Genomic DNA, 26147 nt, shown 5'->3' on the forward strand with positions numbered 1-26147 from the left:
GGCGTACCACACTCTGCCCCACCCCCCCCCTCTTCCGATCTGGGGGCGGCGCCCCAGACCCCGGGGGTTTTCCCACCCTCCCGCCCGTGCAAGGGGTGGGAGGGTTCGGCTCCTGGGGGCTGCGCCCCCAGACCCCCGGGGGTTTTCCACCCTCCCGCCCGTGCAGGGGGTTGGACGGCTGAGCCCTGGGGCTGCGCCCCAGACCCCCCTGAGGGGCTGCGCCCCTCGAACCCCCGCGGGGACTTCGTCCCCTGCGCCCCTTTCGGGGGCTCCGCCCCCGGACCCCGTATCGCGCCTGAAGGGCGCTCGTCCTCAAGCGCCGGACGGGCTGAAGGTGCTCGCCCCTGCCAGCATCCAGTACTGCCAGGGGCGCGGGGAACTGCGCGACCAGCCACGGACGGCCCGCACCCGAAGCGCCGGCCACAGCTGCCCACACCCCCGGCGGGTTTCGGGAAGGGGTGGGGTGGGGCCTCCCGGGGTCTGGGGCGCAGCCCCAGCGCACCCAGCCCGGCCCGGGCACCCCGCCGAGCCCGCACCCTCCGGGACCCCGCCCCCCCCGGGGACCCCGCCCCCCCCGGGGACCCGGCACCCCCCCCAGGGCCCGGCACCCCCCGGGCCCCCGCACCTCCGCCAGGGCTACCGTGGAGGCCATGGCAGACGAGCCGGGTGAAGTGAACGAGCTGGACGACCGCGCTAGGGCCGTGCTCCGGATGGAGGGCCGCACCTGGCCCACCCCCGGCGCCAAGGAACGGGCCATCCGGGAGGAGTTCGGGATGTCGCCCACCCGCTACTACCAGCTGCTCAACGCCCTCCTGGACGACACCCGCGCCCTCGCCCACGCCCCCGTGACGGTCAACCGTCTGCGCCGAGCCAGGGACGAACAGCGCGACCGCCGCTGACCGCACGCACCGTTGCGCCATACGTGCACCCGCCTCCGCCCGCCCGCGCCCCGATAGGGTCGGCCGCATGGGAAGCCAATCGCAACCCCTGCCGACCCCCACCACCCAGCTGGGCCGCGACGGTCTCGCCGCGATCGTTGCCCGCCCGGAGCGGGCCGTCGTCGCGATCGACTTCGACGGCACGCTCGCCGAGATCGTCGCCGACCCCGAGCAGGCCCGGGCCCACCCCGACGCCGTACCCGCACTGGTAGCACTCGCCCCGCACGTGGCGTCCGTCGCCGTGGTCACCGGCCGGCCGGCCGGGGTCGCGGTCCGCTACGGAGGCTTCGCGGGCGTAGGAGGCCTGGAGCACCTCGTGGTCCTGGGCCACTACGGTGCCGAGCGCTGGGACGCGGTCACCGGCACCGTCCATACCCCCGCCCCCCACCCCGGCGTGGCCGCCGCCCGCGCGGAACTTCCCGGAGTCCTCGACGCGCACGGCGCCTGGCGGGGCACCTGGATCGAGGAGAAGGGGCAGGCCGTCGCGGTCCACACCCGCCGGGCCCGCGACCCCCAGGCAGCCTTCGAGGCCCTCCGCGTCCCTCTCGCCAACCTGGCCGCCCACCACGGCCTGGTCCTCGAACCCGGCCGCCTGGTACTGGAGTTGAGGCCCCCCGGCATGGACAAGGGGGTGGCGCTCGCGGCGTACCTGCGCGAGGTCGGAGCCGAGTCGGTCCTGTACGCGGGCGACGACCTGGGCGACCTCCCCGCGTTCGCCGCCGTGGAGAAACTCCGCTCGGACGGCATGCCGGGGCTGCTGGTGGCCGCGGACACGGTGATCCCCGAACTGGCGGAAAGGGCCGACCTGTTGATGAACGGCCCGGCCTCGATGACCACGTTCCTGCGGACGCTCGCGGCACACATGTGACCGCTCGGGCGACCCCGCGGACGCTCGCCGCACACACGTAACCGTTGCCGGCGGCTCGCCTCCTCCCGCAGGGGGAGCCCGACCGGGATCTGGGGCCCATGCGGTCCGACGGGCGGGAGCGGGGTCCTCCTGCCGGTGGGTGATGTGCCGGGCCAGGGCCGATTCCTAGCCTCGGGGCATGCGATCACACCAGCCCGAGGAGACTCCGTGAGCCCCCTCCGCGCCCTCGCCGTGGGCCTTGCCCTCGCCTCCTGCCTCAGCACCCTCCCCGTACCGGCGCTGGCCGCGACCGGCGACGTACCCGCCGAATACGGGGCCGGGCTGGGCAGTTACTACCAGCAGCGCCTCGGCTGGGGCGGCTGCGCCAAGGGCCCCGAGGACGCGACGGGCCGCGAACTCGACCGGGCCGGCGCCCAGTGCGCGGACGTGACCGTGCCGCTGGACTACACCGACCCCCGCGGCCGCAGGATCACCGTGGCGGTCTCCCGGCTCAGGGCCACCGACACCCGCCGTCGCATCGGTTCGCTCCTGCTGAACAACGGCGGCCCCGGCGGCCCCGCGGTGCAGTCGCCGCCGGACATCCGCAAGGCGATGAAGGAGGTGGGCGCGCGGTACGACATCGTCGGCTTCGACCCGCGCTTCGTCGGCCGCAGCACCCCGCTGGACTGCGGCTGGCCCGTCGGCATGCCCTGGCTCTCGGCCGGCGCCACCCGGGCCTCCTTCGACCGGCAGGTCGCCCTCCAGAAGAGCCTGGCCGACAAGTGCCGGGCCGCCGCCGCCTCGGTGCTCCCGTACGTCAGCACCCGCAACACGGCCCGCGACATGGACGTCATCCGCGGTGCGCTCGGCGAGCGGAGGATCTCCTATCTCGGCTATTCGTACGGCACTTACCTGGGCACGGTCTACACGCAGCTGTTCCCCGGCCGCACCGACCGGATGGTGCTCGACGGGGCGTTCGCGCCGGGCGACTACCGGCCCCGGCTCCTGCGGGGCACCGAGCGCGAGAACGAGAAGGCGCTCTCCGACTGGGCCGCCTGGGCGGCGCGGCGCCACGACACCTACGGCCTCGGCGGCACCCGCACCGAGGTGCTCGCGACTCTCGGCCGCGTCACCGAGGCGGCCGCGCGAGCCCCGCTGACCATCGGGACCGGCGCGGATGCCTTCGCGATCGACGACAGCCGCGTCCCGCTCCTCCTCTACACCGGCACCGCGGACGACACCGACCGGGCGAGGGCGTCCTTCGCCGAGCAGACGGCCCTCCTCGCCAAGGCCGCCAAGGGTGAACAGACCACGCTGTCACCGGAGTTCACGGCCTCGCTGCGGTACGCGCTGCGCGGTGAGGGCGGCCCCACCGGCGTGCAGTCCGCGATCATCTGCGGGGACGTGTCCGCGCCGCGCGACCCCGAGCTGTACTGGCGGGACATCGAGCGCGGCCGCGCCGCGCACCCGCTGTTCGGCCCGCTGGCCGACAACATCACCCCGTGCGCCTTCTGGGACCGTCCGCGCGAAAAGCCCACCGGGATACGGCACGACGCCGCGGCGCTGATCGTGTCCGCCACCGGCGACCCGCGCACCACGTACAGGAGCAGCGTCGAACTGCACCGCCAGTTGCCGAGCTCCAGGCTGCTCACCCTGAAGGGCGCCAACCGGCACGCCCTGTTCGGCCGTTACGGCAACACGTGCGTCGACGACCAGGTCAACGAGTACCTGGCCGGTGGCCGCCTGCCGGCGGGGGACCGGACCTGCGTCCAGCGGAACCGGTAGGCGCTCAGCCCCCCAGCGCCTGAAGCTGCGCCAAGAACCACCGCCGGGGCGGCAGCGCCGTACCGGCCGCCGCCAGCCGCTTCGTCCGCTCGGCCCGCTCCCCCTCCGCCATGGTCAGCCCCGCGTGCAACGCGGCGGCCGTCCCCGTGACGTCGTACGGGTTCACGACGAGCGCGTCCTCGCCGAGCTCCTCGTGCGCCCCCGCCTCCCGCGACAGCACAAGCGCGCACCCCGAGTCGGACACCACCGGAACCTCCTTGGCGACGAGGTTCATGCCGTCCCGCACGGGGTTGACGAGGGCGACGTCCGCGAGGCGATAGGCGGCAAGCGACCGGGCGAAGTCGTCCTGGACGTGCAGCGCGACCGGAGTCCAACTGTCCGTCCCGTAAAGGGAGTTGATCTCGGAAGCCACCCGGCTCACCTCCTCCGTGTACTTCCGGTACACCGCCAGGTCCTGCCGCGAGGGATACGCGAAGGCGACGTGCACGACCCGCTCCCGCCACTCGGGGTGCACGTCCAGCAAATGCCGGTAGGCGAGCAGGCCCCGCACGATGTTCTTGGACAGCTCGGTGCGGTCGACCCGCACGATCGTCCGACGGCCCGGCCCGATCTGCTCGCGCAGCGCGGCCATGCGCTCCTCGACGTCGGCCTCGTGCGCACGCCGCCGCAGGAAGTCACCGTCCGCGCCGAGCGGGTACACGGCGATGTCGGTCTCGCGCGCGGCCCCGCCCGGCAGGCGGTGCCGGAAGAAGACCCGCTCCTCCCCGCCCGGCGCGCCGGACACCTCGCCCTCGTCCGCCCCCAGCACCCCCGAGACCGAATCCGCGAAGGCGGCGGCCCACCGCCACGTGAGGAACCCCAGCCGGTCCGCCCCCAGCATCCCCCGCAGCAACTGCCGCGCGACGTCGTCCGGCAGCATCCGGAAATAGTCCACCGGCGCCCACGGCGTATGCGAGAAGTGGGCGATGCGCAGGTCGGGGCGGAGTTCGCGGAGCATGCCCGGCACCAGGGCCAGGTGGTAGTCCTGCACCAGGACCCGCGCCCCGTCCCCCGCCTCCACCGCCAGCGCCTCGGCGAACGCGCGGTTGTACGCCTCGTACGACGCCCACTGCCGCCGGAACTCCGCGTCGAAGACCGGTTCCAGCGGCGTCTGGTACAGCATGTGCTGGACGAACCACAGCACCGAGTTCGCGATGCCGTTGTACGCGTCGGAGAACACGGCCGGGTCGATGTCCAGCATCCGGACGCCCGTCTCGCCGATGCCCCGCCGCACCGCCTCGCGGTCACCGTCGCCGAGCGCCGCGCACACCCACACCGACTCCACGTCGGAGCCGATCGCGCTCAGCCCGGAGACGAGCCCGCCCCCGCCCCGCTTGGATTCGAGGGACCCGTCCTCCTTCAGCGCGTACGAGACGGGGCCGCGATTCGACGCGACGAGTACCTGGGCCCTGGGGGCGGCGTGCGCGGTGACCATGTTGCGGAACCTAGCCCACCCCGCAACCCCTCAAACGCCCGTACGCCCGCCCCATGAGCGGGATCCGGCCGTCCTACGCGGCCCGGTGCACCGCGTACTCCTCGATGTCCCGCATCGGTGGCCGCTCCTCCGTGTCCACGGCGTACGTGCGCGGGACGAAGCCGTGCTCGCCGCGCTCGAACTGGGTGATCTCGGGCCGTACGAGATGGCCCCGGGACAGCCTCAGCTGCGCGGTGCGGTAGATCGCGGCGGCCATCCGGCCGAGCGCCTGCCCGTCCTGGTGGCGGTGCTTGCGCACGCCGACGTCGACCTGCGCCAGCGCGTCGAGCCCCACCGTGTGCAGCGCGTCGACGAGCAGCGCGAGCTCCACTCCGTACCCGACGGGGAAGGGCAGCCGCTCCAGGAGCGAGCGCCTGGCCGCGTACTCGCCGCCCAACGGCTGGACGATTCCGGCCAGTTGGGGCCAGTGCAGGTTGAGCAGCGGCCGCGCCACGAGCTCGGTGACCCGGCCGCCCTGGCCTGCGGAGTCCGCGAACGGGCGGTCGTACATCGCCTTGACGAAGTCCACGTCCGGGTCGGTCAGGAGCGGTCCGACGATCCCGGAGACGAACCCGGCATCGAAGTCCTTCAGGTCCGCGTCGATGAAGCACACGATGTCTCCGCTGGTCACGAGCAGCGAGCGCCACAGCACCTCGCCCTTGCCGGGCAGCGCCGGTATCCGCGGCAGGATCGCGTCCCGGTGGACGACCCGGGCGCCGGCCTTCGCCGCGACCTCGGCCGTACGGTCGCGGGAGCCGGAGTCGACGACCACGAGCTCGTCGACCAGGGGCACGGAAGCGGTCATCAGCTCGCGCCGGATCGCGGCCACGATGTCACCGACCGTGGCCTCCTCGTCGAGCGCCGGCAGTACGACACTGACGGTCGTACCCGTCCGCTGTTTCGCGGCCAGGATCCGCTCGATCGGCCGTTCCGCCGCGGACCAGGAACGCCTGCTCAGCCAGCGTTCCACCTCTTCCAGCACGTTTCCTGGCCTCCTCGTGTGATCCATCTCGCGGTTCGGACGACTATCTCAACCGTCCGGGGCTTCGGTTACAGTCTTGAACAACGCGGATGACCGTCGCATGTCGGGGGTCGTCATCACGCTGACAATCGAATACCGCTCATCCAGAGGGGCAGAGGGAAACGGCCCGTTGAAGCCCCGGCAACCCTCCAGTCGGTTCTCGTCGATCAAGCCGATCAAGACACGAGGCCACCGGCTAGGGAAGGTGCCAAATCCGTCTCATGGCGACGTTCGCCATGAGGAAGATGAGGAGAAAGGGCCTCCCCTCCATGTCTGCACAGACTGTTGAATCCCGCACCGCTGTCGATCTCGGTCCGGCGTCCGGGCTTTCCTGCCGCGAGTGCGGCCAGCGTTTCGAACTTGGCCCGATCTTCGCCTGCGAACTGTGTTTCGGACCGCTCGAAGTGGCTTATGACCTGCCGTTGGGCGACCCCGAGGCGCTGCGCAAGCAGATCGAGTCCGGCCCCGAGAACATCTGGCGTTACGCGCCGCTCCTTCCCGTCCCCGCCGACGTGGCCGACAAGCCGAACCTGAACCCGGGCTTCACCAAGCTCGTCAAGGCCGAGAACCTGGCGCGCGAGCTGGGCGTCGAGCCCGGCAAGCTGTTCGTCAAGGACGACTCCGGCAACCCGACGCACTCCTTCAAGGACCGTGTCGTCGCCCAGGCCCTTGAGGCCGCCCGCGCCTTCGGCTTCACCACGCTCTCCTGCTCCTCCACCGGAAACCTCGCGGGCGCGGTCGGCGCCGCCGCCGCGCGGGCCGGCTTCCGCTCCTGCGTGTTCATCCCGCACGACCTGGAGCAGGGCAAGGTCGTCATGGCCGCGGTGTACGGCGGCGAGCTCGTCGGCATCGAGGGCAACTACGACGACGTGAACCGCTTCTGCTCCGAGCTCATCGGCGACCCGCTCGGCGAGGGATGGGGCTTCGTCAACGTCAACCTGCGGCCGTACTACGGCGAGGGTTCCAAGACGCTGGCGTACGAGATCTGCGAGCAGCTCGGCTGGCAGCTGCCGGACCAGCTGGTCATCCCGATCGCGTCGGGCTCCCAGCTCACCAAGATCGACAAGGGTCTCCAGGAGCTGATCAAGCTCGGCCTGGTCGAGGACAAGCCGTACAAGATCTTCGGCGCGCAGGCCGAGGGCTGCTCCCCGGTGTCGACCGCCTTCAAGGCCGGGCACGACGTCGTACGCCCCCAGAAGCCGAACACCATCGCCAAGTCGCTCGCGATCGGCAACCCGGCGGACGGCCCGTACGTCCTGGACATCGCGCGCCGTACCGGCGGTGCGGTGGAGGACGTCGACGACGAGCAGATCGTCGACGCGATCAAGCTGCTCGCCCGCACCGAGGGCATCTTCGCGGAGACCGCGGGCGGTGTGACGGTCGGCGTCACCAAGAAGCTCATCGAGGCCGGTCTGCTCGACCCGTCGCTCACCACGGTCGTACTCAACACCGGCGACGGCCTCAAGACCCTGGACGCGGTGGCCGCCACGTCCCAGGCGACCGCGACCATCCGCCCGAGCCTGGACGCCTTCCGCGACGCGGGCCTCGCCCACTGAGCCACTGGCTCACGAGCGAACCGCGACGGGCCACGAGCGGGCCACGAGGCGGCCCCCGGCCCACTGGGCCACTGCCGAACGACTAGGAGCACCGAACCATGAGCGTGAACGTCCGCATCCCCACGATTCTCCGCACCTACACCGGCGGCAAGGCCGAGGTCCCCGCCGAGGGCGCCACCCTCGCCGAGGTCATCGCCGACCTGGAGAAGAACCACACCGGGATCGCCGCGCGCGTCCTGGACGACCAGGGCAAGCTGCGCCGCTTCGTCAACGTGTACGTCAACGACGACGACGTGCGCTTCGAGCAGGGCCTGCAGACGGCCACGCCCGAGGGCGCCGGCGTCTCGATCATCCCGGCGGTCGCGGGCGGCTGAACGGCCGCGCGCTTAACCCGAGTCGTACTCGGAGTTGCTCTTGAGTTGCCCCCTCCGCACGAGAAGCGGAGGGGGCAATTCAACATGGTTGAGCGGGGTACAGTTGGGGAAGCGCCTTCGCTTCGAGTGCCAAGTGCATATGAGAACGCGACAACATGAGGTCAAAGTGTGTGTGTCCTTTGTGCCTTAAGTGCGCTTTGCCCGGCCCGACTTGCCCCGGAATGTAGAATTCACGGCATTCCGCTCCCCGAGTGTGCCCGGAATTCTCGTCCGATTGACCTGTTGCAGAGGGCAGTTGGGCAGATACATTCAGCCGCGGTCGACGCGTTCCGGCGCACACCCTCTCCTGTCGGAGGGTGGAGGTCTGACCCGGGTCCGCGAAGTGTGGTCCCGTGCAAGGGCCAGTAATAGGGGAGTTAGGCATGGCTCAGGGCACCGTCAAGTGGTTCAACGCGGAGAAGGGGTACGGCTTCATCGCGGTCGACGGTGGTGCGGATGTTTTCGTCCACTACAGCGCGATCCAGATGGACGGTTACCGCACCCTTGAAGAAGGTCAGCGAGTCGAGTTCGAGATCTCGCAGGGCCAGAAGGGTCCGCAGGCGGACATGGTCAAGCTCGCCGTCTGATCTCGGCGCGATCGGCCACCGACGCACTCACGCATGAAGGGGGCTGCCCAAAAGGGTGGCCCCCTTCACGCGTTCCTGCGTCCCCCGTGGTGCGGCCCGGTGGGTCCTGCTGGGGCTCCGCCCCGGACCGCGTTCGCGCCTGAAGGGCGCTCGTCCTCAAACCCCCCCAAGGCCTTAAGGGCCAGGGGGGACCCCCATGACGGGCTAGGCATGCGCCCGGCTGGCATCGGCCCTGCTTAGGGGCGCGGGGCTGTGACATGTGCGATTCCGTCGCGATGGGGGTCCCCCCTGTTCATGGGGGGTCCCCGCCGGTCCCGGGGCCGGCGCGAGGGGGTCGGCAGAGGGCCCGGGTTCACGAGACTCGCTTGCACTCGCAGGTGCCGAGTGCTAATCATTGGGCTTAGCACTCTCCCAGTGAGAGTGACAGAACTTGGATCGGGTCAGTGAGGCCCGCAGACCGCGTGGGGCAAGGAACCACAAGGGCTGCAGGCCGTCCGTCGCGGGCGCGGGCACGATCCACGAAGAACGCCACCCCTGTCCGGGAGGACCACTTCACATGGCCAAGATCATCGCGTTCGACGAGGAGGCACGGCGCGGTCTCGAGCGCGGGATGAACCAGCTCGCCGACGCCGTCAAGGTCACCCTCGGCCCCAAGGGCCGTAACGTCGTCCTCGAGAAGAAGTGGGGCGCCCCCACGATCACCAACGATGGTGTTTCCATCGCCAAGGAGATCGAGCTTGAGGACCCGTACGAGAAGATCGGCGCCGAGCTGGTCAAGGAAGTCGCCAAGAAGACGGACGACGTCGCCGGTGACGGTACGACCACCGCGACCGTCCTGGCCCAGGCCCTGGTGCGCGAGGGTCTGCGCAACGTGGCCGCCGGCGCCAACCCGATGGCCCTGAAGCGCGGCATCGAGAAGGCCGTCGAGGCCGTCTCCGCCGCCCTCCTGGAGCAGGCCAAGGATGTCGAGACCAAGGAGCAGATCGCTTCTACGGCCTCCATCTCCGCCGCCGACACCCAGATCGGCGAGCTCATCGCCGAGGCCATGGACAAGGTCGGCAAGGAAGGCGTCATCACCGTCGAGGAGTCGCAGACCTTCGGTCTTGAGCTTGAGCTCACCGAGGGCATGCGCTTCGACAAGGGCTACATCTCGGCGTACTTCGCCACCGACATGGAGCGTATGGAGGCGTCGCTCGACGACCCGTACATCCTGATCGTCAACTCGAAGATCAGCTCGGTCAAGGACCTGCTGCCGCTCCTTGAGAAGGTCATGCAGTCCGGCAAGCCGCTGCTGATCATCGCCGAGGACGTCGAGGGCGAGGCCCTGTCGACCCTGGTCGTCAACAAGATCCGTGGCACGTTCAAGTCCGTCGCCGTCAAGGCCCCGGGCTTCGGCGACCGCCGCAAGGCCATGCTCGGTGACATCGCCATCCTCACGGGCGGCACGGTCATCTCCGAGGAGGTCGGCCTCAAGCTGGAGAACGCCGGTCTCGACCTGCTCGGCCGCGCCCGCAAGGTCGTCATCACCAAGGACGAGACGACGATCGTCGACGGTGCCGGTGACAGCGACCAGGTCCAGGGCCGCGTCAACCAGATCCGCGCCGAGATCGAGAACTCGGACAGCGACTACGACCGCGAGAAGCTGCAGGAGCGCCTGGCGAAGCTCGCCGGTGGTGTTGCGGTCATCAAGGCCGGTGCCGCGACCGAGGTCGAGCTCAAGGAGCGCAAGCACCGCATCGAGGACGCCGTTCGCAACGCGAAGGCGGCCGTCGAGGAGGGCATCGTCGCCGGTGGTGGCGTGGCCCTGCTCCAGGCCTCCGCGGTGTTCGAGAAGCTTGAGCTCGAAGGTGACGAGGCGACCGGCGCCAACGCCGTGAAGCTCGCCCTTGAGGCCCCGCTGAAGCAGATCGCCGTCAACGGTGGTCTCGAAGGCGGCGTCGTCGTGGAGAAGGTGCGCAACCTGGCCGTCGGCCACGGTCTGAACGCCGCCACGGGCGAGTACGTCGACATGATCGCCGAGGGCATCATCGACCCGGCGAAGGTCACCCGTTCCGCGCTGCAGAACGCCGCCTCCATCGCGGCGCTCTTCCTCACCACCGAGGCCGTCATCGCCGACAAGCCGGAGAAGGCCGCGGCTGGCGGCGCTCCGGGCGGCATGCCGGGCGGTGACATGGACTTCTGAGCCCCGGCTCGGTAGCTCCTGGCAGTACTGGCTGTATTGGCTGTACTGGCTATACGTCGAGGGCGGCATCCCCATCACGGGGGTGCCGCCCTCGGGCGTTTCCCGGTTCCGGGTCTTCGGGTTCCGAACCCGGGGGTACGGAACGGGTTCGGGAAAACCGAACGTCGAAGGTAGTGCTGGCTCCATGGTGCGGGACCTGCGGGCCGGGCAGAATTTATGATCAGAAGGGGCCGGGAGACCGCCTCAACTGGCAAGCGACTACAAGCGTTTAGCAGCAACTGGCACACACTCGGGGGAATTGCATGCGCACCACACGACTGCGGATCCGCACCATCGCGGCCGTGAGCCTCACCGCCCTCGCGGCCGGCGCGCTGGGCGCGTGCGGCCCGCTGGACGACAAGACGTTCAAGGACGACGCGACGGTCAAGGACAAGATCACCGCAGTACGTATAGACGGGAACTCGGACGGCTTCCGGGTGCGCGGCAAGAAGGGCCGCGACACGGCGGCCGTACACCGCGAGGTCAACTACCGGGGCAAGTCCAAGCCGGACGGCACGACGTACCACGTGGAGAACGGCGTGCTGGTGCTGGAGGGTTGCTCGGGCCACTGCTCGGTGGACTACACGGTGGACGTGCCCGCCGGCATCCCGGTCACCGGCTCGACGGAAGCGGGCGCGCTGAGCCTGTCCTCGGTCGGCCAGGTGAAGGTGTCCACGACCGACGGCGGGGTGAAGGTGCACGACGCGACGGGCCCGGTCGACATCCGCACGACCAACGGCTCGATCAACGGAGACGGCCTGAAGGGCACGGGCATCACGGCCCGGGCGTCCAACGGCTCGATCTCCCTGACCCCGGACACCGTGCAGAACGTGACGGCCCAGACCACCAACGGCAGCATCACGGTGACCGCCCCGTCCGCCCAGTACCAGGTCTCGGCCCGGACCCAGAGCGGCAACAAGAAGCTCGGCATACCCGACGCCCCGACCGCCGCGCACCGCCTGAACCTGACCACGAGCAACGGCGACATATCGGTGAAGCCCGCCAAGTAGCCCACGAGCGAACACTTCTGTCGATCCGCACCCCACATTGGCCTGTTTCCGCCGCACTTTGCGAGGCGACGACTGGGAACCGCAATTCCCGATAGTTAGAGTTGCGTTGCGTGTGAAAACAGTGCTGTACGGGGAGGGTGTTTTGCCACCAAGCGGGGGTGGGGCGGCGTCGCAGTCGGAGTCTTGGCCGTCCGACGCGGCCGATGTGGTGCGGGCCGCGGGGGACGTGGTCACCGAGCTGACGTCGTTCACGAAGTTCCAGCAGCGTGTGGACGAGCTGATCCGGAACCTCAAGGGCTCTCCGGCCGGACCGGGCGAGGTGGGCCAAGAGCGCCTGGCCCGCGACCAGTTCGGGGGCGGGGGCGGCGCGTTCGCCGAAGCCACGGGTCTGTTCACCTCGTACGAGACGGTGATCGCCGAGCTGGAGAGCCTGTCCAAGTTGCTGTCGGACTCCATCGAGGGCATGGGCATCGCGGTAATGGCGTCCCACAAGGGCTACCAGAACATCGACGCCGAGATCCGCAAGCGGATGGCGGCGATCGCCGTGGAGACCAGGAAGCACTACGGAGGCGATTACGACCCCCGGCAGGCCGCGCCGGAGACTCATCCGGGCAGCGGTACGAACCAGCAGGCCAAGCCGGGGCAGCCGTCGTCGGGCGGCGACGCCGGAGGGACGATCTGATGGGCGGCAAGGGGAACGCCGGCGGCAGCACGCCGTTCGAGGGCATGAGCCACGAGGCCATGCTGGCTTGGCTGGACCAGGCGAACAGCGGCACCGTTCAGGGGGCCGCTGTCCGCCTGGCGGAAGCGGCCAAGGAGATCCGGAAGATCGCGGACGACCTGAAGGTCCGCCCTCAGTGGGTGGAGTGGAAGGGCGCGGGCGCGGACGCGTTCCGCACCTGGAGCGCGGACCTGGCCAACGCCACACTGAGGCTGGGCGACTTCAGCGAGGGCTCCGCGACCTGGCTGGGCCACGCCTCCGACGCGATCGCCTCGGCCCAGGCCGCCATCCCCCGAGACAAGGCGGGCGCACAAGGAAACCTGGACGCGGCACGTGCAGCGCACAACGACCCGGACGCGGCAGCGATCAGCAAGAAGTCGACGGCCGAACTGGTGGCGCTGGAAGCGGACAAGGAGAAGGTGCGGCAGGAGGCCGTCACACAGATGCGGAAGCTGGGCCAGGCGTACCAGCAGTCTGCGACGCAGATGAATGGCTTGGAGCGGCCTAAGTTTCCGCCGCCGCCGGCGGCGATGGCCCAAGGGGCAGGCAATTGGTCCGACGGTGGCACAGCCGAGCCGTCCGACAGCGGTACGGCGGGGGGTACCTCCTCGTCCCGCCGCGCCGCCCCGGGGTACCCGGCGCAAGCCCAGGCTTCCGCTTCTGGCAGCCCAGGCCCGACGCCCCATTCGAGCCTCCGCTTGCCAGTGAACCCCGCATTGGGGGACGTTCAGCAGCCCGCGAAGTTGGACATCGACTCGGTGGCCACCTTGCCGCAGACAGCACCGACACCGAGCCCTGCAGGGAGCATGCCGAGCCCGCCCCCGACCAACAGCGGTGACTTGTCGGTAGTACGCATGCCGCCGTCGGCTCTCGGCGGCGGGCTGAGCGTGACTCCAGGTCCAACGGGCCCGGGGCGGCCTACGGCCGCAGGGAGTCCTCGGATGGGGCCTGGACAGAATGCGTCTGGGCGCAGCCCCATTCGCATGCCGGACAGTAGCCCCGGCATCACCGGCGGTCGTCCCGTGCCCGCACCTCCGGGTCGACCGGGTGGCAGCATGCCCAGGGGAACCGTCGTGGGGGCCGGGGAAGGAGCAGGCCACGGCGCAGCAGGGCCTGTCACGGGAGCAGGTCCCGCTGGCCAGATGGCGGGTCGGCCAGCAGCGGGTTTCGGCTCACCGGGAACGGCGTCCGGCAGGCCAGGAGCGGTTCCTGGCGGCCGTTTGCCGTCCGCGAGCAGAGGGGTGAGCGGCGGCAGCGCGCAGCAGCCGGGGCGGGCGGGCGCTCCGTCTTCCGCGTCGGCAGGTGCCGGTGCGGAGCGAGGAGGCATCGTGGGCGGGAGGCCGGTTGGTGCGGCTCCGGGCGGTGACCGTGGTGGCAGGGCGCCCCGGGACTCACAAAAGCCACGCCTACGGCGTGAGGGACCGGGTGGAAGGCCCGGCTACCTCACCGAGGACGAAGAGACGTGGCGGCAGGGCGCAGGGCGCGCTGTGCCGCCGGTCATCGACTGATGCGTTCAGGAAAGGCGCGAGGGAATCCCATGCCAAGGAGCAGTGTTGGGGGGAGGCGCGGGCCCGCTGCGGTGTCGGCGTTGTGTGGCCTGTTGCTGGTAGGGGCCGCGACCGCGCCGGCCTGGGCGGAGTCGACACGCCAGAAGCAGTGGTTTCTCGATGCCATGAAGGCTGACGAGATGTGGCGGACCAGCACGGGCAAAGGCATCACCGTCGCCGTGATCGATACAGGCGTCGACCCGAGCAATCCCGATCTGCTCGGGCAAGTTCTGCCGGGCAAGGACTTCGCAGAGAACCAGCCAGGCGATGCGCACGTCGACTATCAGGGTCACGGCACCGGCATGGCCGGGCTGATAGCTGGAACGGGGGATGCCGGTGGTGGAAAGGGCGCTCTTGGCCTTGCCCCAGGCGCAAAGATCCTCCCGATCCGCATGCCCAACTCAACTGCAGTCGCGAACCAGGCTGAAGGTAACAAACAGTTCAACATAATTGCTCCCCAGGCGATCCGCTACGCAGCTGACCAGAACGCGAAGGTCATCAACATTTCCATGGGCGTGAGTGAAAGCTCGCCGCAGATCACCGCAGCAGTGAAATACGCATTGGACAAAGGATCGTTGGTCTTCGCGTCCGTGGGGAACTACGGCAATGTAGACAATGAAGTCGAGTACCCGGCCGCTACACCAGGAGTGGTCGGCGTATCGGCGGTGGGCAGGGACCTTCGCAAGACCGCTGAGTCTGAATACGGCCCCCAGGTTGACCTGGCCGCGCCCGGCGACGACATGGTGCACGCGTGCAAGAGCGAGACGAGCCTGTGCAGAACGCATGGCACAAGCGACGCCAGCGCCCTAGCCTCAGCCTCCGCCGCCCTGATCTGGTCGAAGCACCCGAGCTGGACCAACAACCAGGTCCTGCGGGTCATGCTCAACACAGTCGGCGGCCCGACAGACGGCGCCAAGCGCAACGACTCGATCGGCTACGGGATCGTCCGCCCCCGAGTCGCCCTGGAAAACCCCGGCGACCCCGGCCCCGCCGACGTGTATCCGTTGCCCGACCTCACCGCGTCAGTGGCGCCCCCCGCGCCGAACTCCACCGGAAGCCCCGCCGGGGCCCCCGCCAGGCATGAGGCGCCCCCGGCGGCAGAAACCAGCGAAAGCAAGGCATCAACTTACGTACTGCCCCTGGGAATTGGCGCCCTGGCGCTCACCGGCGCGCTCCTCGGCCTCTGGTTCCTTCGCGCCCGTCGCCGCCGAGCGGTAGCCGCCCAGGCTCAAGTAGCCACGCAAGGACCGGGGTTGGGGTGGCCGGGGCATGAAGGCAGCGAACGCACGAGGACCTTCTGAGATGGCTTGGGATGAGTGGGAGCAGTTAAAGGCCGACGCGGTGGAGCGGCGTCAAAATCAGATGCACCTGGATGGTGCGGGCGGTGGCGCAAGCGGCGGCGCGGAAGATCTGAGGACGAATGGCTCAGGGAAAGGGGCGGCGGTCAAGGCGTTGCGGGTGGACATACGGCCCGGGACGGACAAGGCCGGTCGCCATACCGAAGAGGGCTCGGCATCGGTTGCCCGGGTGTTCTCGGGCTGGGCGTTCGGTTCTGCGCTGGGGGACGCGCAGGACGAATGGGAGCAGCAGGTCGAGAACTTGAAGAGCCGCCTGGCAACTGATCAGGCGGCGCTGGAACAGACCAAGCAGGACTTCAAGGACATCGACCACGGAGTGAAGAGCCAGGTCGCGCAGACACCCACCGCGCATGCCCCTCGGCACGAGGTCTAGGAGACGGGGACGGACATGCTCACATATCAGGATGTGGTCACCGCCCGAATAGGTGCGCTGACGGATCTTGCCCAGGGCTGGGACGACATGGCCGACAAGTTCATCAGACCGGAGGGTCTGTACAAGGCCTGGGTGGAAGGCGTCGCGAAGGACGGGGGCTGGGTCGGCGAAAGCGCCGATGCGGCCTCGGCGCAGTTTGCGGCGACGCGGAAGCAGTTCGCCGATGCCCAGGTGGAAGCGCACGCGATCGCTTCTATTCTGCGAGATGCCCACGGGCAGTTCGCCCAGCGGATCAGCCACGTGCGGGATCTCGTCGAGCAGGCGCAGAAGAACGGGATGCACGTCAACAGTCAGGGCCAGGCGGTCTACGACCCCGGCAAGTTGAGCCCCTACAGGACGGACTACGACGAGACCGTCAAGAAGGGGAAGGCAGCCGCGGAGACGTGGACGCAGAGCATCAAGGACGCAGTGCAGGCGGTCGATGACGCAGACCAGGGCGTCAAGTTGGCCCTTCATGAGGCCGCGGGCATCAAAAGCTTCCTCCAGCAGGCGGCCGACCAGGCCCTGGGGTTCGGCCACACCTTCAACGGGGACGCGGTCGGCGACATCGAGGTATACGAGGCCCGCGAGGCCAAAACGTACGCGGACCAGGTTCTTGCCGGTAAGAAGCCGGATGACCTGGAGGAGTGGGAGCGCCTTATGCGTGACAACTCCGGCGACCAAGTCTTCAGCCAGACGCTCCTCGACTCGCTGGGCCCGGACAAGACCCTCAAGCTGTCCAACAAGATCGACGACCTTGCGTACTTTGACGACACCAAGCACAAGGATGCGTACCTGCGTATCAACGGCGGTTTGTCCGACTCGCTGGCGACCGCGACGCGTGTCCCGGAGCTCAAGGACGCCTCCGGCAAGCGATTGCAGTTCGGGACATCGGCATACAAGCTTGAGTTCGGCTTCTGGCAGGGCAGCAAAGATGCACAGTTCTATAACCGGTGGCGCGATGCTTTGCGGCAGCATGGCGATGATGAATACGGCATCGAAGTAGCTGAGGATCAAGTCAAGGTAGGGCCGGGGCAGGGGCAGAAGGTACGTGGATATCAGAGCCTGGCCACGCTGATGCAACAAGGGCATGGTTACTCCCCGCAGTTTGTTGCAGACATCACCGATGACATGATCGAAATGGAAAAGAAGGATCCGAACATCTGGGACCTTTATGGGAAGTTCGACAAGAAGGACGGCGACGGCTGGTTCGCGAATGACCCCGTCGATGCGGCTCTCGGTGTCATGTCCCATAATCCGGGAGGTGCTGCCGGATACCTTGACCCAGGTACGGAAGACGGCAAAAAGCGCTTCGATTATCTGCTGGGACATGGTGATGGCAGCCGCAATTGGGATGTCATCAACACCACCCAGTGGGACGGCCCGGCCGCGAAGGTTGAAACGCGCGGTCCCGACATAGCTGATGCCGATACCCGCATGGGGCTGGGGGATGCGTTGACCGCTGCCGCAACCGGCACGGACCCTCAGACCGGACCGCACCTCGCCCCCACCTCCCACACGGATGCCAATGACCGCGTATTCAGGCATTCCCTGGAGCTTTTTTCCAAACAAGGTGATGACATGCCGGCGTCACTGCGGGACAGCATGGCGACGGTGATGAGCAATCACGGGCATGAGGTCTACGAATCGATGGGCAGGGTCAACTATAAGTACGCGCCCTTGGACCAGAATCAGGTCCTGGAAGTGACCAAGCAGATCTCTCGGAGTGAGCACTCCTACGGCATGCTCACCGAAGGCATGCATCGCTCCATCGTCGACGGCTTCTATGATGCGAGCCGCAAGCCGGAGGACACCCTGAGTTCCGCCGGATACACAGTCGGCTTTATGGAGCAAGCCCGGTATCTGGCGTTGAAGGGCGACCAGCACGACTTCACCTGGGACAAGACTTGGAGCTACCACGCGCTGGGCGCGCCGATAACCCTCATTCCCGTCGTGGGGGACGCGGCCCAGCGGGGAGTCGACGCGGTAACCACGGCGTGGATCATGGATGAGCAGCACCGGCAGGCGGAGAAGCTTACCGGCGACAGTCAGTTGACGTACGACCACCGACAGGGCGAGCTCAACGCTCTCGCTGACCAGTGGTACTCGGTCAATTCAAGCTGGGCAAATTCCCATCCGGGGTATTCTGCGAACGAGGGCGACGGGATATATAAGCAAATCGCAGGCTGGGCCAACGATGGAAATCGCAGAACTAGCGGTTTGTCAGGTGCCCAATGATGCGGATGCTGAAGAAGGCAAGCATACCTCTCTTGGCTCTCGCGCTGTCAGCAACTGGATGTGGCGCCAAAGGCGTCGCTGTACCGACGGGGTTTTGCGGCGTGTCGCTGAAGGAGGAGAGCCTGAGGCCGCTCCTGCCGGACGGGGAAAACTTGAAAAACTGGAAGGCGGACCTACAGGCCACTGTCGGCATGACTTGCAGCATCAGCGTTGACAAAAAGCATGTTCTGTCTGCCTCCGTTCAGTATTTCAAGGACAGAATGCCGGAACCTGTGGATATGGACATTCTGAAGGTCAACCTTAAGAACGCCGCCAAAATAAAAGCGACGTTCCGTGGTGAAACATATGTCGGCAGCAATGGCGCTCTCATCTATGCGGCTTGCGATGCCCCGAACTCGTACCTGGACGTGTCCGTTGATGTCACGGGTAGCCCCGTAGAGACCGCCCCCGACGGCTACAAGAAGATCCAGCCGTTCATTGAGGACCTGGTGCCCCGCGAAGCGAAGAAGTACGGCTGCACGAAGTAGCGTCCGCAACGTGTTCTTCAGCGTCTCGGGGTACAGGTTCAGGTCGGGTCGGTGTCGCATGCATTGGGCGGCCGCATCGTCATGCGGGAGTCCGCTCGGGGCGAGGGCGGCTCGCCGCCGCGCGGGCCTCGGCGGCGCGGGTGCGGACCTTTTCGGACGGGAGTGGGGCGGCGGGTGGCCGGGGTGTGGGTTCGCCTCGGCAAGGGGCGCATTCGCCGCCCGGCAGGGCCTCCGGGCGGCCCGGCGTGCCGCACTTCGCGCACTCCAGTACGCGCAGGGCCGGGCGCGTCGACGCCGGTTCGGGTGGCAGCTTGGCGATGAGGCGGGTGCGGGTGATGGCGGCGGCGCTGTAGACCGGGGCCGGGAGGCCTGTGGTCAGGGCGCGCAGTACGTCCTGCTCCGTCGCGCCGCGCTCGAACCATGCCGCCACCAGCGGTTCCAGGTCCGAGCAGTCCCGTGCGGAGAGGGAGAGCACTGGTGCGGTACGTCCGAGGGCGGCCAGCAGCATGAACGCCCGGCTGCGGGTGGGGTGTCGAGTTGATTCCGGTTCCGGTGCCGACGTGGGTGCCGGTGTCGGTGCGGAAACGGACCTGGATCCGGGGGAGGGCGGGGGTGAGGGGGACGCGTCGTCGACACACCCCCGGGTGAATTCCGCCCACCACGCGTCGTCCCTCGCCGTGCGCGAGAACCACGTGCGGGTCACCCAGCGGGCGCTGTCCGAGCCGAGCAGGTGTTCCCGGCCTCGGCGCAAGTGGCCCGCGCCTACCAGGCGTTGGAGCGCGGTACGCAAGGCGCACTGGCCGTACGGGAGCACCTTGGCCAGGGTTTTCACGGAGATGTCCGCGCCTTCCGGGAGCCGGTCGAGGTATGCGGCGACGGCGGCCTCGCGGGGCGGAAGGTGCGAGAAGTCGTTATTCGTGCGGGCCAGTTGGCCGGGCACGCACCGCTTTCCGTAGCCCGGGTTGGCCATCGGATGCGGGTCCGGGTGCGCGGCGGGGGGCTCGGTACTAAAGTGGCTGTCGGCCATCGGATCGCCTAACGATCGTGGTGGTTACGCCGCCGGATCGCTCGTAACGATCTTGGCGGAGGCCCCCGGAGGTGTTTGCGCGCCCCGGGGGCATTTTGTTGTCTCGGACGCTAAACGGTCGTCACCCTCCGTGGCAAGTCGAACGCGGAAAGTGCGAATTCGCTGTACGGGTCGCTCAACTGGCAGGGAGGGAGGGTGGGTTGAGGCCCTCCGCCCATTCGATTTCAGGCATGGCTCGGGGCTCGCCGCCTGAGCTTCGGGACGTCATCGCATCACGGGGTCAGTCCGCCGCGAATTTGTCCGCCGCGTATTTGGCTGAGCCTCCTCAAGGCTGCCCGGCCAGGCATCGCTGTCAGTGGTGCTGGGTCATGTGGGCGAGGGTCTGGGTGGCGCTGTCGGGAGAGAAGGCGCTGTTGATGCCTTCCGCGGCTCCTTCGGCTGCCTGGATGGAGCGGGGCAGCAGGACGGTTTCGTAGGCGCGGATGGCGTCGTTGATGGTGGGGCTTTCGATGAGGGCGTGGGCGAGGTCGGCGCCGTCGAGCATGGCGAGGTTGGCACCCATGCCGGAGAAGGGGGACATGAGGTGGGCGGCGTCGCCGAGGAGGGTGACGCCGGGGGTGTGGGTCCAGGTGTGGGGGACGGGCAGGGCGAACAGGGGCCGGTTGGTGTAGCCGGTGTCGGTGGCGGTGATGAAGCCGAGGAGCTCGGGGCTCCACCCGGTGAACTTCTCCAGCAGGGCATCGCGGACGGCGGCGGTGTCGGTCAGGTCGAGGCCTGCCTGCTGGTGCCAGTCCTGCGCGGTGCGCATGCCGACGTAGACGCGGATGTGTCCGCCGCTGTTGCGCTGGGCGACGAAGCCCTGGTTGTCGTCGAGAGCCATCATGGTGCCGTTGCCGGTGAGCGCGGCGAGGCGGGGGTGGCGGATGTCGGCGTCGTTGAGTCCGGTTTCGACGAAGGTGACACCTGTGTAGAGGGGCGTCGCGTCGGACAGGAGGGGGCGGACCTGGGACCAGGCGCCGTCGGCTCCGATGACGAGGTCGGCGTCGGTGCTGGTGCCGTCTGCGAAGTGCAGGCGGTGGGTGCCGTTGCCGAGGGCTTCGGTGCGGGTGAGCTTGTGTCCCCAGTGCACGGTGTCGGGCTTGAGGGAGTCGAGGAGGATGTCGCGGAGCTGTCCGCGGTCGATCTCGGGGTTGCCTTCGGCGGCGTCGGCCTCGGGCGGGATCGCGTCGACCAGGATGTGGCCGTCGCGGCTGACCAGGCGCATCTGCTGGCCTTCGGGTCGGGCCTGGGCGAGGAAGTCGTCCCAGAGGCCGGCCGCACACAGGGCGTGCTGGCCGGAGTCGGGGTGCATGTCGAGGGTGCCGCCCTGGTTGCGGGCGGTGCGGGAGACGGCCAGGTCGTAGACGGCTGCGGTGATGCCGTGTTGCTGCAGGATGCGGGCGCAGGTCAGGCCGCCGGGGCCGGCGCCGATGATCGCGATGCGGTGGGTGGGCATGGCTGGTCACGCCTTTCGGGCAGAGCAGAGGGCAGAGGAGAGCGTGCGGAACGGGCCGGGCTGTGCCACGCGGCCCCGCCACTCCAGAAGAGCACATCAACTCAATAAGTGCAACGACTCAACTTTTGAAGTTGAGCAACCGAGCGGGTAGGGTCGTGGCATGACCGACACGACGACCGGCACCGCGGCGACGGCACCGGCGGGGCGCCGCGAACGCAAGAAGGCCGCCACCCGCCGAGCCCTGGCCGAGGCGGCTCTGCGTCTGTTCCTTGAGCGGGGATACGAGCAGGTCGGCATCCGTGAGATCGCGGACGCCGCCGACGTGTCCACCACCACGCTGTTCAAGCACTTCCCGGTCAAGGAAGCCCTCGTCTTCGACGAGGACGCCGACCAGGAAGCCCGTCTGCTCGCCGCCGTACGCGAGCGGCCCCAAGGCCAGTCCATCCCCGCGGCCCTGCGCGAGCATGCCCTGCGCTACCGCGTCGCATCCGTGGAGGACGACGCCGGTTTCACCGCGTTCATCGAGCTGGTGGACAACACCCCGGCCTTGCAGGACTACGCCCAGCGCATGTGGTTGCGCCACGAGGCCGCCCTCGCCGGCGCCATCGCCGAGGAAAGCGGGCTTCCGGCCGACGACCCGGCCTGTGCCGCCCTTGCTCATTTCGCCCTCGAAGCACCCCGGGCCGCCCGCAGCAGCCAGGATCCCCGCCAGTCCGTCACGCGCGCCTTCGACCTCCTGGAGAAGGGCTGGGGCGCCGCTGTCTCAGGGGGATGAGCGCCTGACGCCCGGCCCGACAGGGCCCGGGACTTGAGAGTCCCGGGCCCGTTGCGCCGGCTTCAGTGCGACGACCTCATCACGGCGAGGCCGACGATTACCCCGATGATCGTGACCACGATCAGTACGCGGCCCACCGGGTTCGCTGGGTTGTACTCGTACCGGTTGGTGCCGAACCTGCTCTTGCGGAAGACGGGCTCGTGGTCCGGGTCCCTCATGCGCGTACGTCCTCCACGAACGCCGCCCAGGCGGCGGCCGGGAAGACCAGCATGGGTCCGTCCGGGTTCTTCGAATCCCGGACGGGGACGATGTGGGGGAAGTCGTCGGCGACTTCGAGGCAGTCGCCGCCGCTGCCGTCGCTGTACGTGGACTTGCGCCAGTGGCCCACCTCCAGGCAGTCGCCTCCCTCGCCGCCGCTGTAGCTGGACTTCTGCCATCGGGCGATCTCCAGGCAGTCGCCTCCACTGCCGCCGCTGTAGCTGGATTTGTGCCAACTTGCCTTGCTCAGGTCGTACTCAGGGCTGATCCTCATGCGCGTAATCCTCCGCCACTGATTCGATCAGGGCCAGAGATTGTTGTGGTGACAGTGCGCTGGCCCCCACCAAATCGTAGGTGAGTTCGTAGCGAGTGACCGTCGCCGGATCGTCCTGCAAGCGGCCTGTGCCCAGGCCCTGGAGATAGGCGAGAGGGGGCGCGTCCTCGAAGGCCATCAGCTTGAGGGAGCCTTCCAGGGCCATATGGGCGCCCGCGTCGAAAGGCAGCACCTGCACGATGACCCGATGGCTGAGGCCGAGCGCCGCCACACGGGCCAGTGCCTCCGCCATCACCGCAGACCCGCCCACTCGCCTCCGCAGCACGGCCTCATCAAGTACCGCCCACAACATGGGGGTTGTTGGATCATCGAGGAGCTGGGCGCGTTCCAGTCGGGCCGTCACCAGCCTCTCGATGACATCATCCGTCGCCGTGGGCTGGTAGGCGCGGAACACGGCCCGCGCGTACGCCTCCGTCTGCAACAGACCCGGGATGAGAAGCGGCGCGTACTCGCGAATCGTCGTAGCGACGGCCTCCGCCTCTGCCGCCTCGGCGAAGTGGTCGGGGTACTTGGACTTGGCCGCCGCGACGCAGTTGCGGGTGAAGAAGCCGTCCGTGCCCAGGATCTCGTCTATCTGGCGGGCGTATTCGAGGTGCATGCGGCGGGTGCCCGCTTCGAGTTGGCCGATGAAGGAGCCGGAGACGAAGAGGGGCTGGCCGAGTTCGTCCTGGGTGAGGCCGGCCTTTTCTCGGGCGAAGCGGAGTTCGGCGCCGAGGAAGGCTCGGGGTGAGGAGGACGGATCGAGGTCCTTGGGGCCTGGCACGGGCAACTCCCTGGTGGACATGAGGGGTTGTTGGGTCGCCGACAGTAGTCAGGCTAGCTGGATTCGGCCACGCTGGGTAAGGAAAGCAGGACACTCGGTATGCAGGAGGGCGAGGCGGATGGGGCTGACGGCGGAGGAGCGGGTACGGGCGACGGAGGTCGCTGTGGAGCAGTTGCGGGAGGGGCTGGCGGGGGTCGGGGTGGTGCTGCCGTCGCTCCGGATCGACCCGCTGACGTGTGCGGGGCACGTGCTGTACCCGCTGGTGGATCTGGGGCGCTGCAATCTGGACATGGCGCTGCGGCTCGTGGCCGTACTGGCCGGGACGTACAACAGCACGGAAGGGGCGCCGCTGGGAGGCGGCGCCCCTTCTGCTGCGAGGTCCTGACGGTTCGTCGTCAAGTACCAACCGGCGACCGTCAATTGGTGTTAGTTCAAGCCGTTCCTGCGTCGGCGCAGCCAGACGAGACCGGCGCCTGCCGCTACCAGTGCCAGGGCCGCGCCCGCGATCGTGGCGATCTGGGTGCCGGTGTTGGCGAGGCCGCCGCTCGCGTGCTGGTCACCGGGCTGGTTCCGGCCGCCCTGGCCGGTCGGCGCGGGGGTCGGGTTGTGGCCGGCCGGGGGTGTGGACGGCTGGCCGGGGTGGGTCGGTGTGGGCGTCGGGGTCGGGTCCGTACCGCCGCCCGTGCCGGTGTGGGGGGCCGTGTTGCCGCCGAGGGCGAGCAGCGCCTTGTTCTCGGCGTCGTCCGTCATCGCCTTGACGGAGATGTCGGTCGTACGGGGCAGGTGCTTGTGCTCGGCGGTGAACTTGGCCTGGGTGACGTTCTGCTTGGGCGACTTGGAGAAGTCGACGCCGCCCATGACGCAGGTGCCGGGGCGGCCGGCCTTCTGGCAGGGGTAGCTGTAGTCGCCCTGGGTGAAGGACTTCACGTAGTCCTTGTAGGTCTGCTGGGGCGTCCAGGAGGCGTTCTTGCCGCGCAGCGGCCAGTCGGCGACCCGGTTGCTGTTGATGACGGCGTGGTAGTCCGTCGGGGACGCCGTGTCCTGCTGGCGGATCCACTCGGCCGCGACGCGCGCGTTGTAGACGGCGCGCAGGTCGGCGTACTTGGCGTCGGCGTTCACCTTCTTCTCGATGTCCGGCACGATGATCGCGCCCATGAGTTCGGTGACGCGCTTGTGCTGGGCCTCGGTGAGGTTGCAACTCCCGTTGGGACTGGGGGTGTTGACCTCCTGTGGAACGGAGTTGACCTTGAGCGGCGCGTTCAGGATGTAGAGCCCGCCGTTCTGCTCGCGGACCTCGGCGGGCTTGGGAACGATCCAGTTCCGTACACCGTGGGTGCAGGGGATGTGCTCGGCGTTGAGCTTGTCCCAGAGCTGCTTGCCGACGCCGGTGCGTGGGTCCATGTCCTTGGCGTAGTCGTGCTTCATCTCCAGGTCGGCCTGGAGCAGCACGCGTCCGGCGTCGGTCTTGCCGAACGTCTTGTCCATGATCCTCTCGGGCTCGTCCGGGTTGAGGTTGACCCAGAACTTCTCGGGCGTGAGGGCGAGCCAGGTGAAGAAGGAGTCCGAGATCAGCTCGGCCTTCTGCTGACCGCCGTAGCCGAGGCCGGAGGACTCGTCGACCTTGTTCGCGGAGAACGAGTAGTTGAGGCCCTGGCCCTTGACGGGCTTGCCGACGTAGCGGAGTTCGAGGGTGGAGAAGTCGACGCCGCCGGGGCCGCGCACGCGCATGCCCTCGGGGTCGGCGGCCCGGATGCGGTCCATCCGTGCCTTCATATCCGCAGGGGTCGGGGGCGACTGCCGGATGACGTCGGAGCCGCGCCCGATGCTCTTCGCGGTGTCCTGCGCGGTGTACTTCCCCGGCTTGAACTCCGCCTCCGGAGTGGAGACGTGCTCGTACGTCGTGACCCGGCCCTGCCCGCCGAGCTTCTTGAGCCCGTCGGTGTACTTGATGGTGTCCTCGGACTGCGGCTGCCCGAAGGCGTACCGCAGCTTGTAGTCCTTGTACCGCGGGTCCTTCAGGAACGCGCGGTCCTTCGGCGCCTGCGAAGTGTCGTGATTGCCGCCGGACTTGATCTCGACGACTTCCTTGGTCTTGTGGTTGACCGCGTCGAAGCGCCGCGTGTAGGGCTTGCCGGTCTCAGGGTCGGTGACGTCGAAGGTCTCCTCGCAGATCCAGTCGGGGCCGAGGAGCCCGAGGTCCTTGACGACCTTGCCGTGGAAGGACTCGCCGCGCGGCTGGCGCCCGTACACCTCGATGTAGGCCTCGTTCAGCCAGTTGCCGAATCCGCCGTACTTGGTGTCGGTGTTGCCGTTGCGCGACAGGTAGTCCTTGTACGTCGCGTAGACCCGGTCGGGGGTGCCCTCCGGGTAGCTCTTGTACGGCTTGTCGAGCTTGTCGAGGATCTTGTCCCGCTCGGCGGGGTCGTCGGGCAGGGTGAGGCCGTCCATGGCCTGGCGCTGGTTGGGGAACCCGTAGGAGTCCCAGTCGGTCTCGGGCCGCACCGCGTCGCCCTTGGCCCAGGGCAGCTTGCCCGGGTCGGTGGGCTTGCCCTTGAGCTTGAACATCTGCTCGCAGGGCATGGCCTTCGTCGCGGCGTCGGCGGTGCCCTGGAGCTGCGGCAGACCGCTGGCGGAGAGGATGCCGACGGTGGCGAGCGCGACGGCGGCGCGGGCCCACAGGTGGTGTCGGCGAGCGGATCCCGAAGACGTCCGGGTCGTCTGAGCCGTCTGGTTCGGCTGGGCCGTCGATGTCTTCGTCGATTTCGTCGAAGACATCGGAGATATCGGATGGTTCACGCGAA

General features: G+C 68.6%; 25 protein-coding genes and 1 riboswitch. Of the genes, 15 read left to right on the forward strand and 10 right to left on the reverse strand.

From position 1 onward, the window contains the following. Positions 1 to 650: 650 nt before the first annotated feature. From ACWC2B_RS35150 to ACWC2B_RS35160, 3 genes are all read left to right on the forward strand, one after another. A complete protein-coding gene (locus tag ACWC2B_RS35150; RefSeq protein WP_450723922.1) occupies positions 651 to 899 on the forward strand; it encodes a DUF3263 domain-containing protein in 249 nt (82 codons plus the stop codon). A gap of 67 nt (positions 900 to 966) precedes the next feature. Beyond that, positions 967 to 1806, forward strand: coding sequence for a trehalose-phosphatase (otsB, locus tag ACWC2B_RS35155; RefSeq protein WP_450723924.1), 840 nt, complete (start codon positions 967 to 969; stop codon positions 1804 to 1806). Positions 1807 to 2013: 207 nt separating this feature from the next. Beyond that, the gene (locus ACWC2B_RS35160; protein ID WP_450723926.1) at positions 2014 to 3570 is read left to right on the forward strand and encodes an alpha/beta hydrolase; all 1557 of its coding nucleotides are present in this window, start codon (positions 2014 to 2016) and stop codon (positions 3568 to 3570) included. 4 nt (positions 3571 to 3574) lie between these two features. Here ACWC2B_RS35160 and ACWC2B_RS35165 read toward each other — a convergent pair whose 3' ends face one another. Then, positions 3575 to 5044 carry an alpha,alpha-trehalose-phosphate synthase (UDP-forming) gene (locus ACWC2B_RS35165; protein WP_450723928.1) on the reverse strand — a complete coding sequence of 490 codons (1470 nt, stop codon included), beginning with the start codon at positions 5042 to 5044 and terminating at the stop codon, positions 3575 to 3577. Positions 5045 to 5117: 73 nt separating this feature from the next. Next, positions 5118 to 6065, reverse strand: a complete 948-nt coding sequence (locus ACWC2B_RS35170) for a glucosyl-3-phosphoglycerate synthase (RefSeq protein WP_450723931.1) — start codon at positions 6063 to 6065, stop codon at positions 5118 to 5120. A 136-nt stretch (positions 6066 to 6201) separates the two neighbouring features. Then, positions 6202 to 6356: riboswitch (SAM riboswitch) on the forward strand. A 17-nt stretch (positions 6357 to 6373) separates the two neighbouring features. On the opposite strand from ACWC2B_RS35170, the gene thrC reads away from it, so the two are divergent. The 6 genes from thrC to ACWC2B_RS35200 all read left to right on the forward strand — a co-directional run bounded on the left by thrC (position 6374) and on the right by ACWC2B_RS35200 (position 12573). Then, positions 6374 to 7660 carry a threonine synthase gene (gene thrC, locus ACWC2B_RS35175; RefSeq protein WP_450723933.1) on the forward strand — a complete coding sequence of 429 codons (1287 nt, stop codon included), beginning with the start codon at positions 6374 to 6376 and terminating at the stop codon, positions 7658 to 7660. Between the two features lie 98 nt (positions 7661 to 7758). Further along, positions 7759 to 8034: a MoaD/ThiS family protein gene (locus tag ACWC2B_RS35180; protein WP_450723935.1), complete on the forward strand. Its 276-nt coding sequence runs from the start codon at positions 7759 to 7761 to the stop codon at positions 8032 to 8034. A 422-nt stretch (positions 8035 to 8456) separates the two neighbouring features. Continuing rightward, positions 8457 to 8660 (forward strand): cold-shock protein, encoded by a 204-nt coding sequence (locus ACWC2B_RS35185; protein ID WP_005315736.1) that lies wholly within the window; start codon positions 8457 to 8459, stop codon positions 8658 to 8660. Positions 8661 to 9216: 556 nt separating this feature from the next. Beyond that, positions 9217 to 10842, forward strand: a complete 1626-nt coding sequence (gene groL / locus ACWC2B_RS35190) for a chaperonin GroEL (protein WP_386031783.1) — start codon at positions 9217 to 9219, stop codon at positions 10840 to 10842. Between the two features lie 302 nt (positions 10843 to 11144). Beyond that, on the forward strand, positions 11145 to 11891 hold the full coding sequence (locus ACWC2B_RS35195) for a DUF4097 family beta strand repeat-containing protein (protein ID WP_450723937.1): 747 nt from the start codon (positions 11145 to 11147) through the stop codon (positions 11889 to 11891). Between the two features lie 142 nt (positions 11892 to 12033). Continuing rightward, a complete protein-coding gene (locus tag ACWC2B_RS35200; protein WP_450723939.1) occupies positions 12034 to 12573 on the forward strand; it encodes a hypothetical protein in 540 nt (179 codons plus the stop codon). Between the two features lie 172 nt (positions 12574 to 12745). Here ACWC2B_RS35200 and ACWC2B_RS35205 read toward each other — a convergent pair whose 3' ends face one another. Together ACWC2B_RS35205 and ACWC2B_RS35210 are read right to left on the reverse strand one after the other, a co-directional pair. Further along, complete coding sequence (locus tag ACWC2B_RS35205; protein ID WP_450723941.1) at positions 12746 to 12901, reverse strand: hypothetical protein; 156 nt, start codon at positions 12899 to 12901, stop codon at positions 12746 to 12748. 438 nt (positions 12902 to 13339) lie between these two features. Further along, the gene (locus tag ACWC2B_RS35210) at positions 13340 to 13468 is read right to left on the reverse strand and encodes a hypothetical protein (RefSeq protein ID WP_450723943.1); all 129 of its coding nucleotides are present in this window, start codon (positions 13466 to 13468) and stop codon (positions 13340 to 13342) included. Positions 13469 to 14284: 816 nt separating this feature from the next. Between ACWC2B_RS35210 and mycP the strand changes: the two genes are divergently transcribed. The 4 genes from mycP to ACWC2B_RS35230 are packed head-to-tail and all read left to right on the forward strand — an operon-like array spanning position 14285 to position 18694. Further along, positions 14285 to 15460, forward strand: coding sequence for a type VII secretion-associated serine protease mycosin (gene mycP / locus ACWC2B_RS35215; protein WP_450723945.1), 1176 nt, complete (start codon positions 14285 to 14287; stop codon positions 15458 to 15460). A gap of 1 nt (position 15461) precedes the next feature. Further along, the gene (locus tag ACWC2B_RS35220; protein ID WP_450723947.1) at positions 15462 to 15890 is read left to right on the forward strand and encodes a hypothetical protein; all 429 of its coding nucleotides are present in this window, start codon (positions 15462 to 15464) and stop codon (positions 15888 to 15890) included. 15 nt (positions 15891 to 15905) lie between these two features. Next, positions 15906 to 18167, forward strand: a complete 2262-nt coding sequence (locus ACWC2B_RS35225; protein WP_450723949.1) for a hypothetical protein — start codon at positions 15906 to 15908, stop codon at positions 18165 to 18167. Between the two features lie 5 nt (positions 18168 to 18172). Continuing rightward, a complete protein-coding gene (locus ACWC2B_RS35230) occupies positions 18173 to 18694 on the forward strand; it encodes a hypothetical protein (RefSeq protein ID WP_450723951.1) in 522 nt (173 codons plus the stop codon). A gap of 79 nt (positions 18695 to 18773) precedes the next feature. On the opposite strand, the gene ACWC2B_RS35235 is transcribed toward ACWC2B_RS35230, so the two are convergent. Both ACWC2B_RS35235 and ACWC2B_RS35240 read right to left on the reverse strand, forming a co-directional pair. Further along, complete coding sequence (locus ACWC2B_RS35235) at positions 18774 to 19721, reverse strand: hypothetical protein (RefSeq protein WP_450723953.1); 948 nt, start codon at positions 19719 to 19721, stop codon at positions 18774 to 18776. Between the two features lie 352 nt (positions 19722 to 20073). Continuing rightward, entirely contained in the window at positions 20074 to 21216 is a 1143-nt protein-coding gene (locus ACWC2B_RS35240; RefSeq protein WP_450723955.1) for an FAD-dependent oxidoreductase, read from the reverse strand. Between the two features lie 160 nt (positions 21217 to 21376). Here ACWC2B_RS35240 and ACWC2B_RS35245 point away from each other — a divergent pair, with 160 nt between their 5' ends. Then, a complete protein-coding gene (locus ACWC2B_RS35245) occupies positions 21377 to 21991 on the forward strand; it encodes a TetR/AcrR family transcriptional regulator (RefSeq protein ID WP_450723957.1) in 615 nt (204 codons plus the stop codon). Positions 21992 to 22053: 62 nt separating this feature from the next. Here ACWC2B_RS35245 and ACWC2B_RS35250 read toward each other — a convergent pair whose 3' ends face one another. The 3 genes from ACWC2B_RS35250 to ACWC2B_RS35260 are packed head-to-tail and all read right to left on the reverse strand — an operon-like array spanning position 22054 to position 23346. Continuing rightward, complete coding sequence (locus tag ACWC2B_RS35250; RefSeq protein WP_450723959.1) at positions 22054 to 22209, reverse strand: hypothetical protein; 156 nt, start codon at positions 22207 to 22209, stop codon at positions 22054 to 22056. Continuing rightward, complete coding sequence (locus ACWC2B_RS35255; RefSeq protein WP_450723961.1) at positions 22206 to 22523, reverse strand: DUF397 domain-containing protein; 318 nt, start codon at positions 22521 to 22523, stop codon at positions 22206 to 22208. Before ACWC2B_RS35255 ends, ACWC2B_RS35250 begins: the two co-directional genes overlap by 4 nt. Next, a complete protein-coding gene (locus tag ACWC2B_RS35260) occupies positions 22507 to 23346 on the reverse strand; it encodes a helix-turn-helix domain-containing protein (protein ID WP_450723963.1) in 840 nt (279 codons plus the stop codon). Before ACWC2B_RS35260 ends, ACWC2B_RS35255 begins: the two co-directional genes overlap by 17 nt. Before the next feature lie 118 nt (positions 23347 to 23464). On the opposite strand from ACWC2B_RS35260, the gene ACWC2B_RS35265 reads away from it, so the two are divergent. Then, positions 23465 to 23731: a hypothetical protein gene (locus ACWC2B_RS35265; RefSeq protein ID WP_450723965.1), complete on the forward strand. Its 267-nt coding sequence runs from the start codon at positions 23465 to 23467 to the stop codon at positions 23729 to 23731. Between the two features lie 41 nt (positions 23732 to 23772). Here the strand turns inward: ACWC2B_RS35265 and ACWC2B_RS35270 are convergent, their stop codons facing one another. After that, positions 23773 to 26121: an LPXTG cell wall anchor domain-containing protein gene (locus tag ACWC2B_RS35270; protein WP_450723967.1), complete on the reverse strand. Its 2349-nt coding sequence runs from the start codon at positions 26119 to 26121 to the stop codon at positions 23773 to 23775. Positions 26122 to 26147 lie beyond the last annotated feature (26 nt).

The sequence above is a fragment of the Streptomyces sp. NPDC001415 genome (assembly GCF_053597395.1).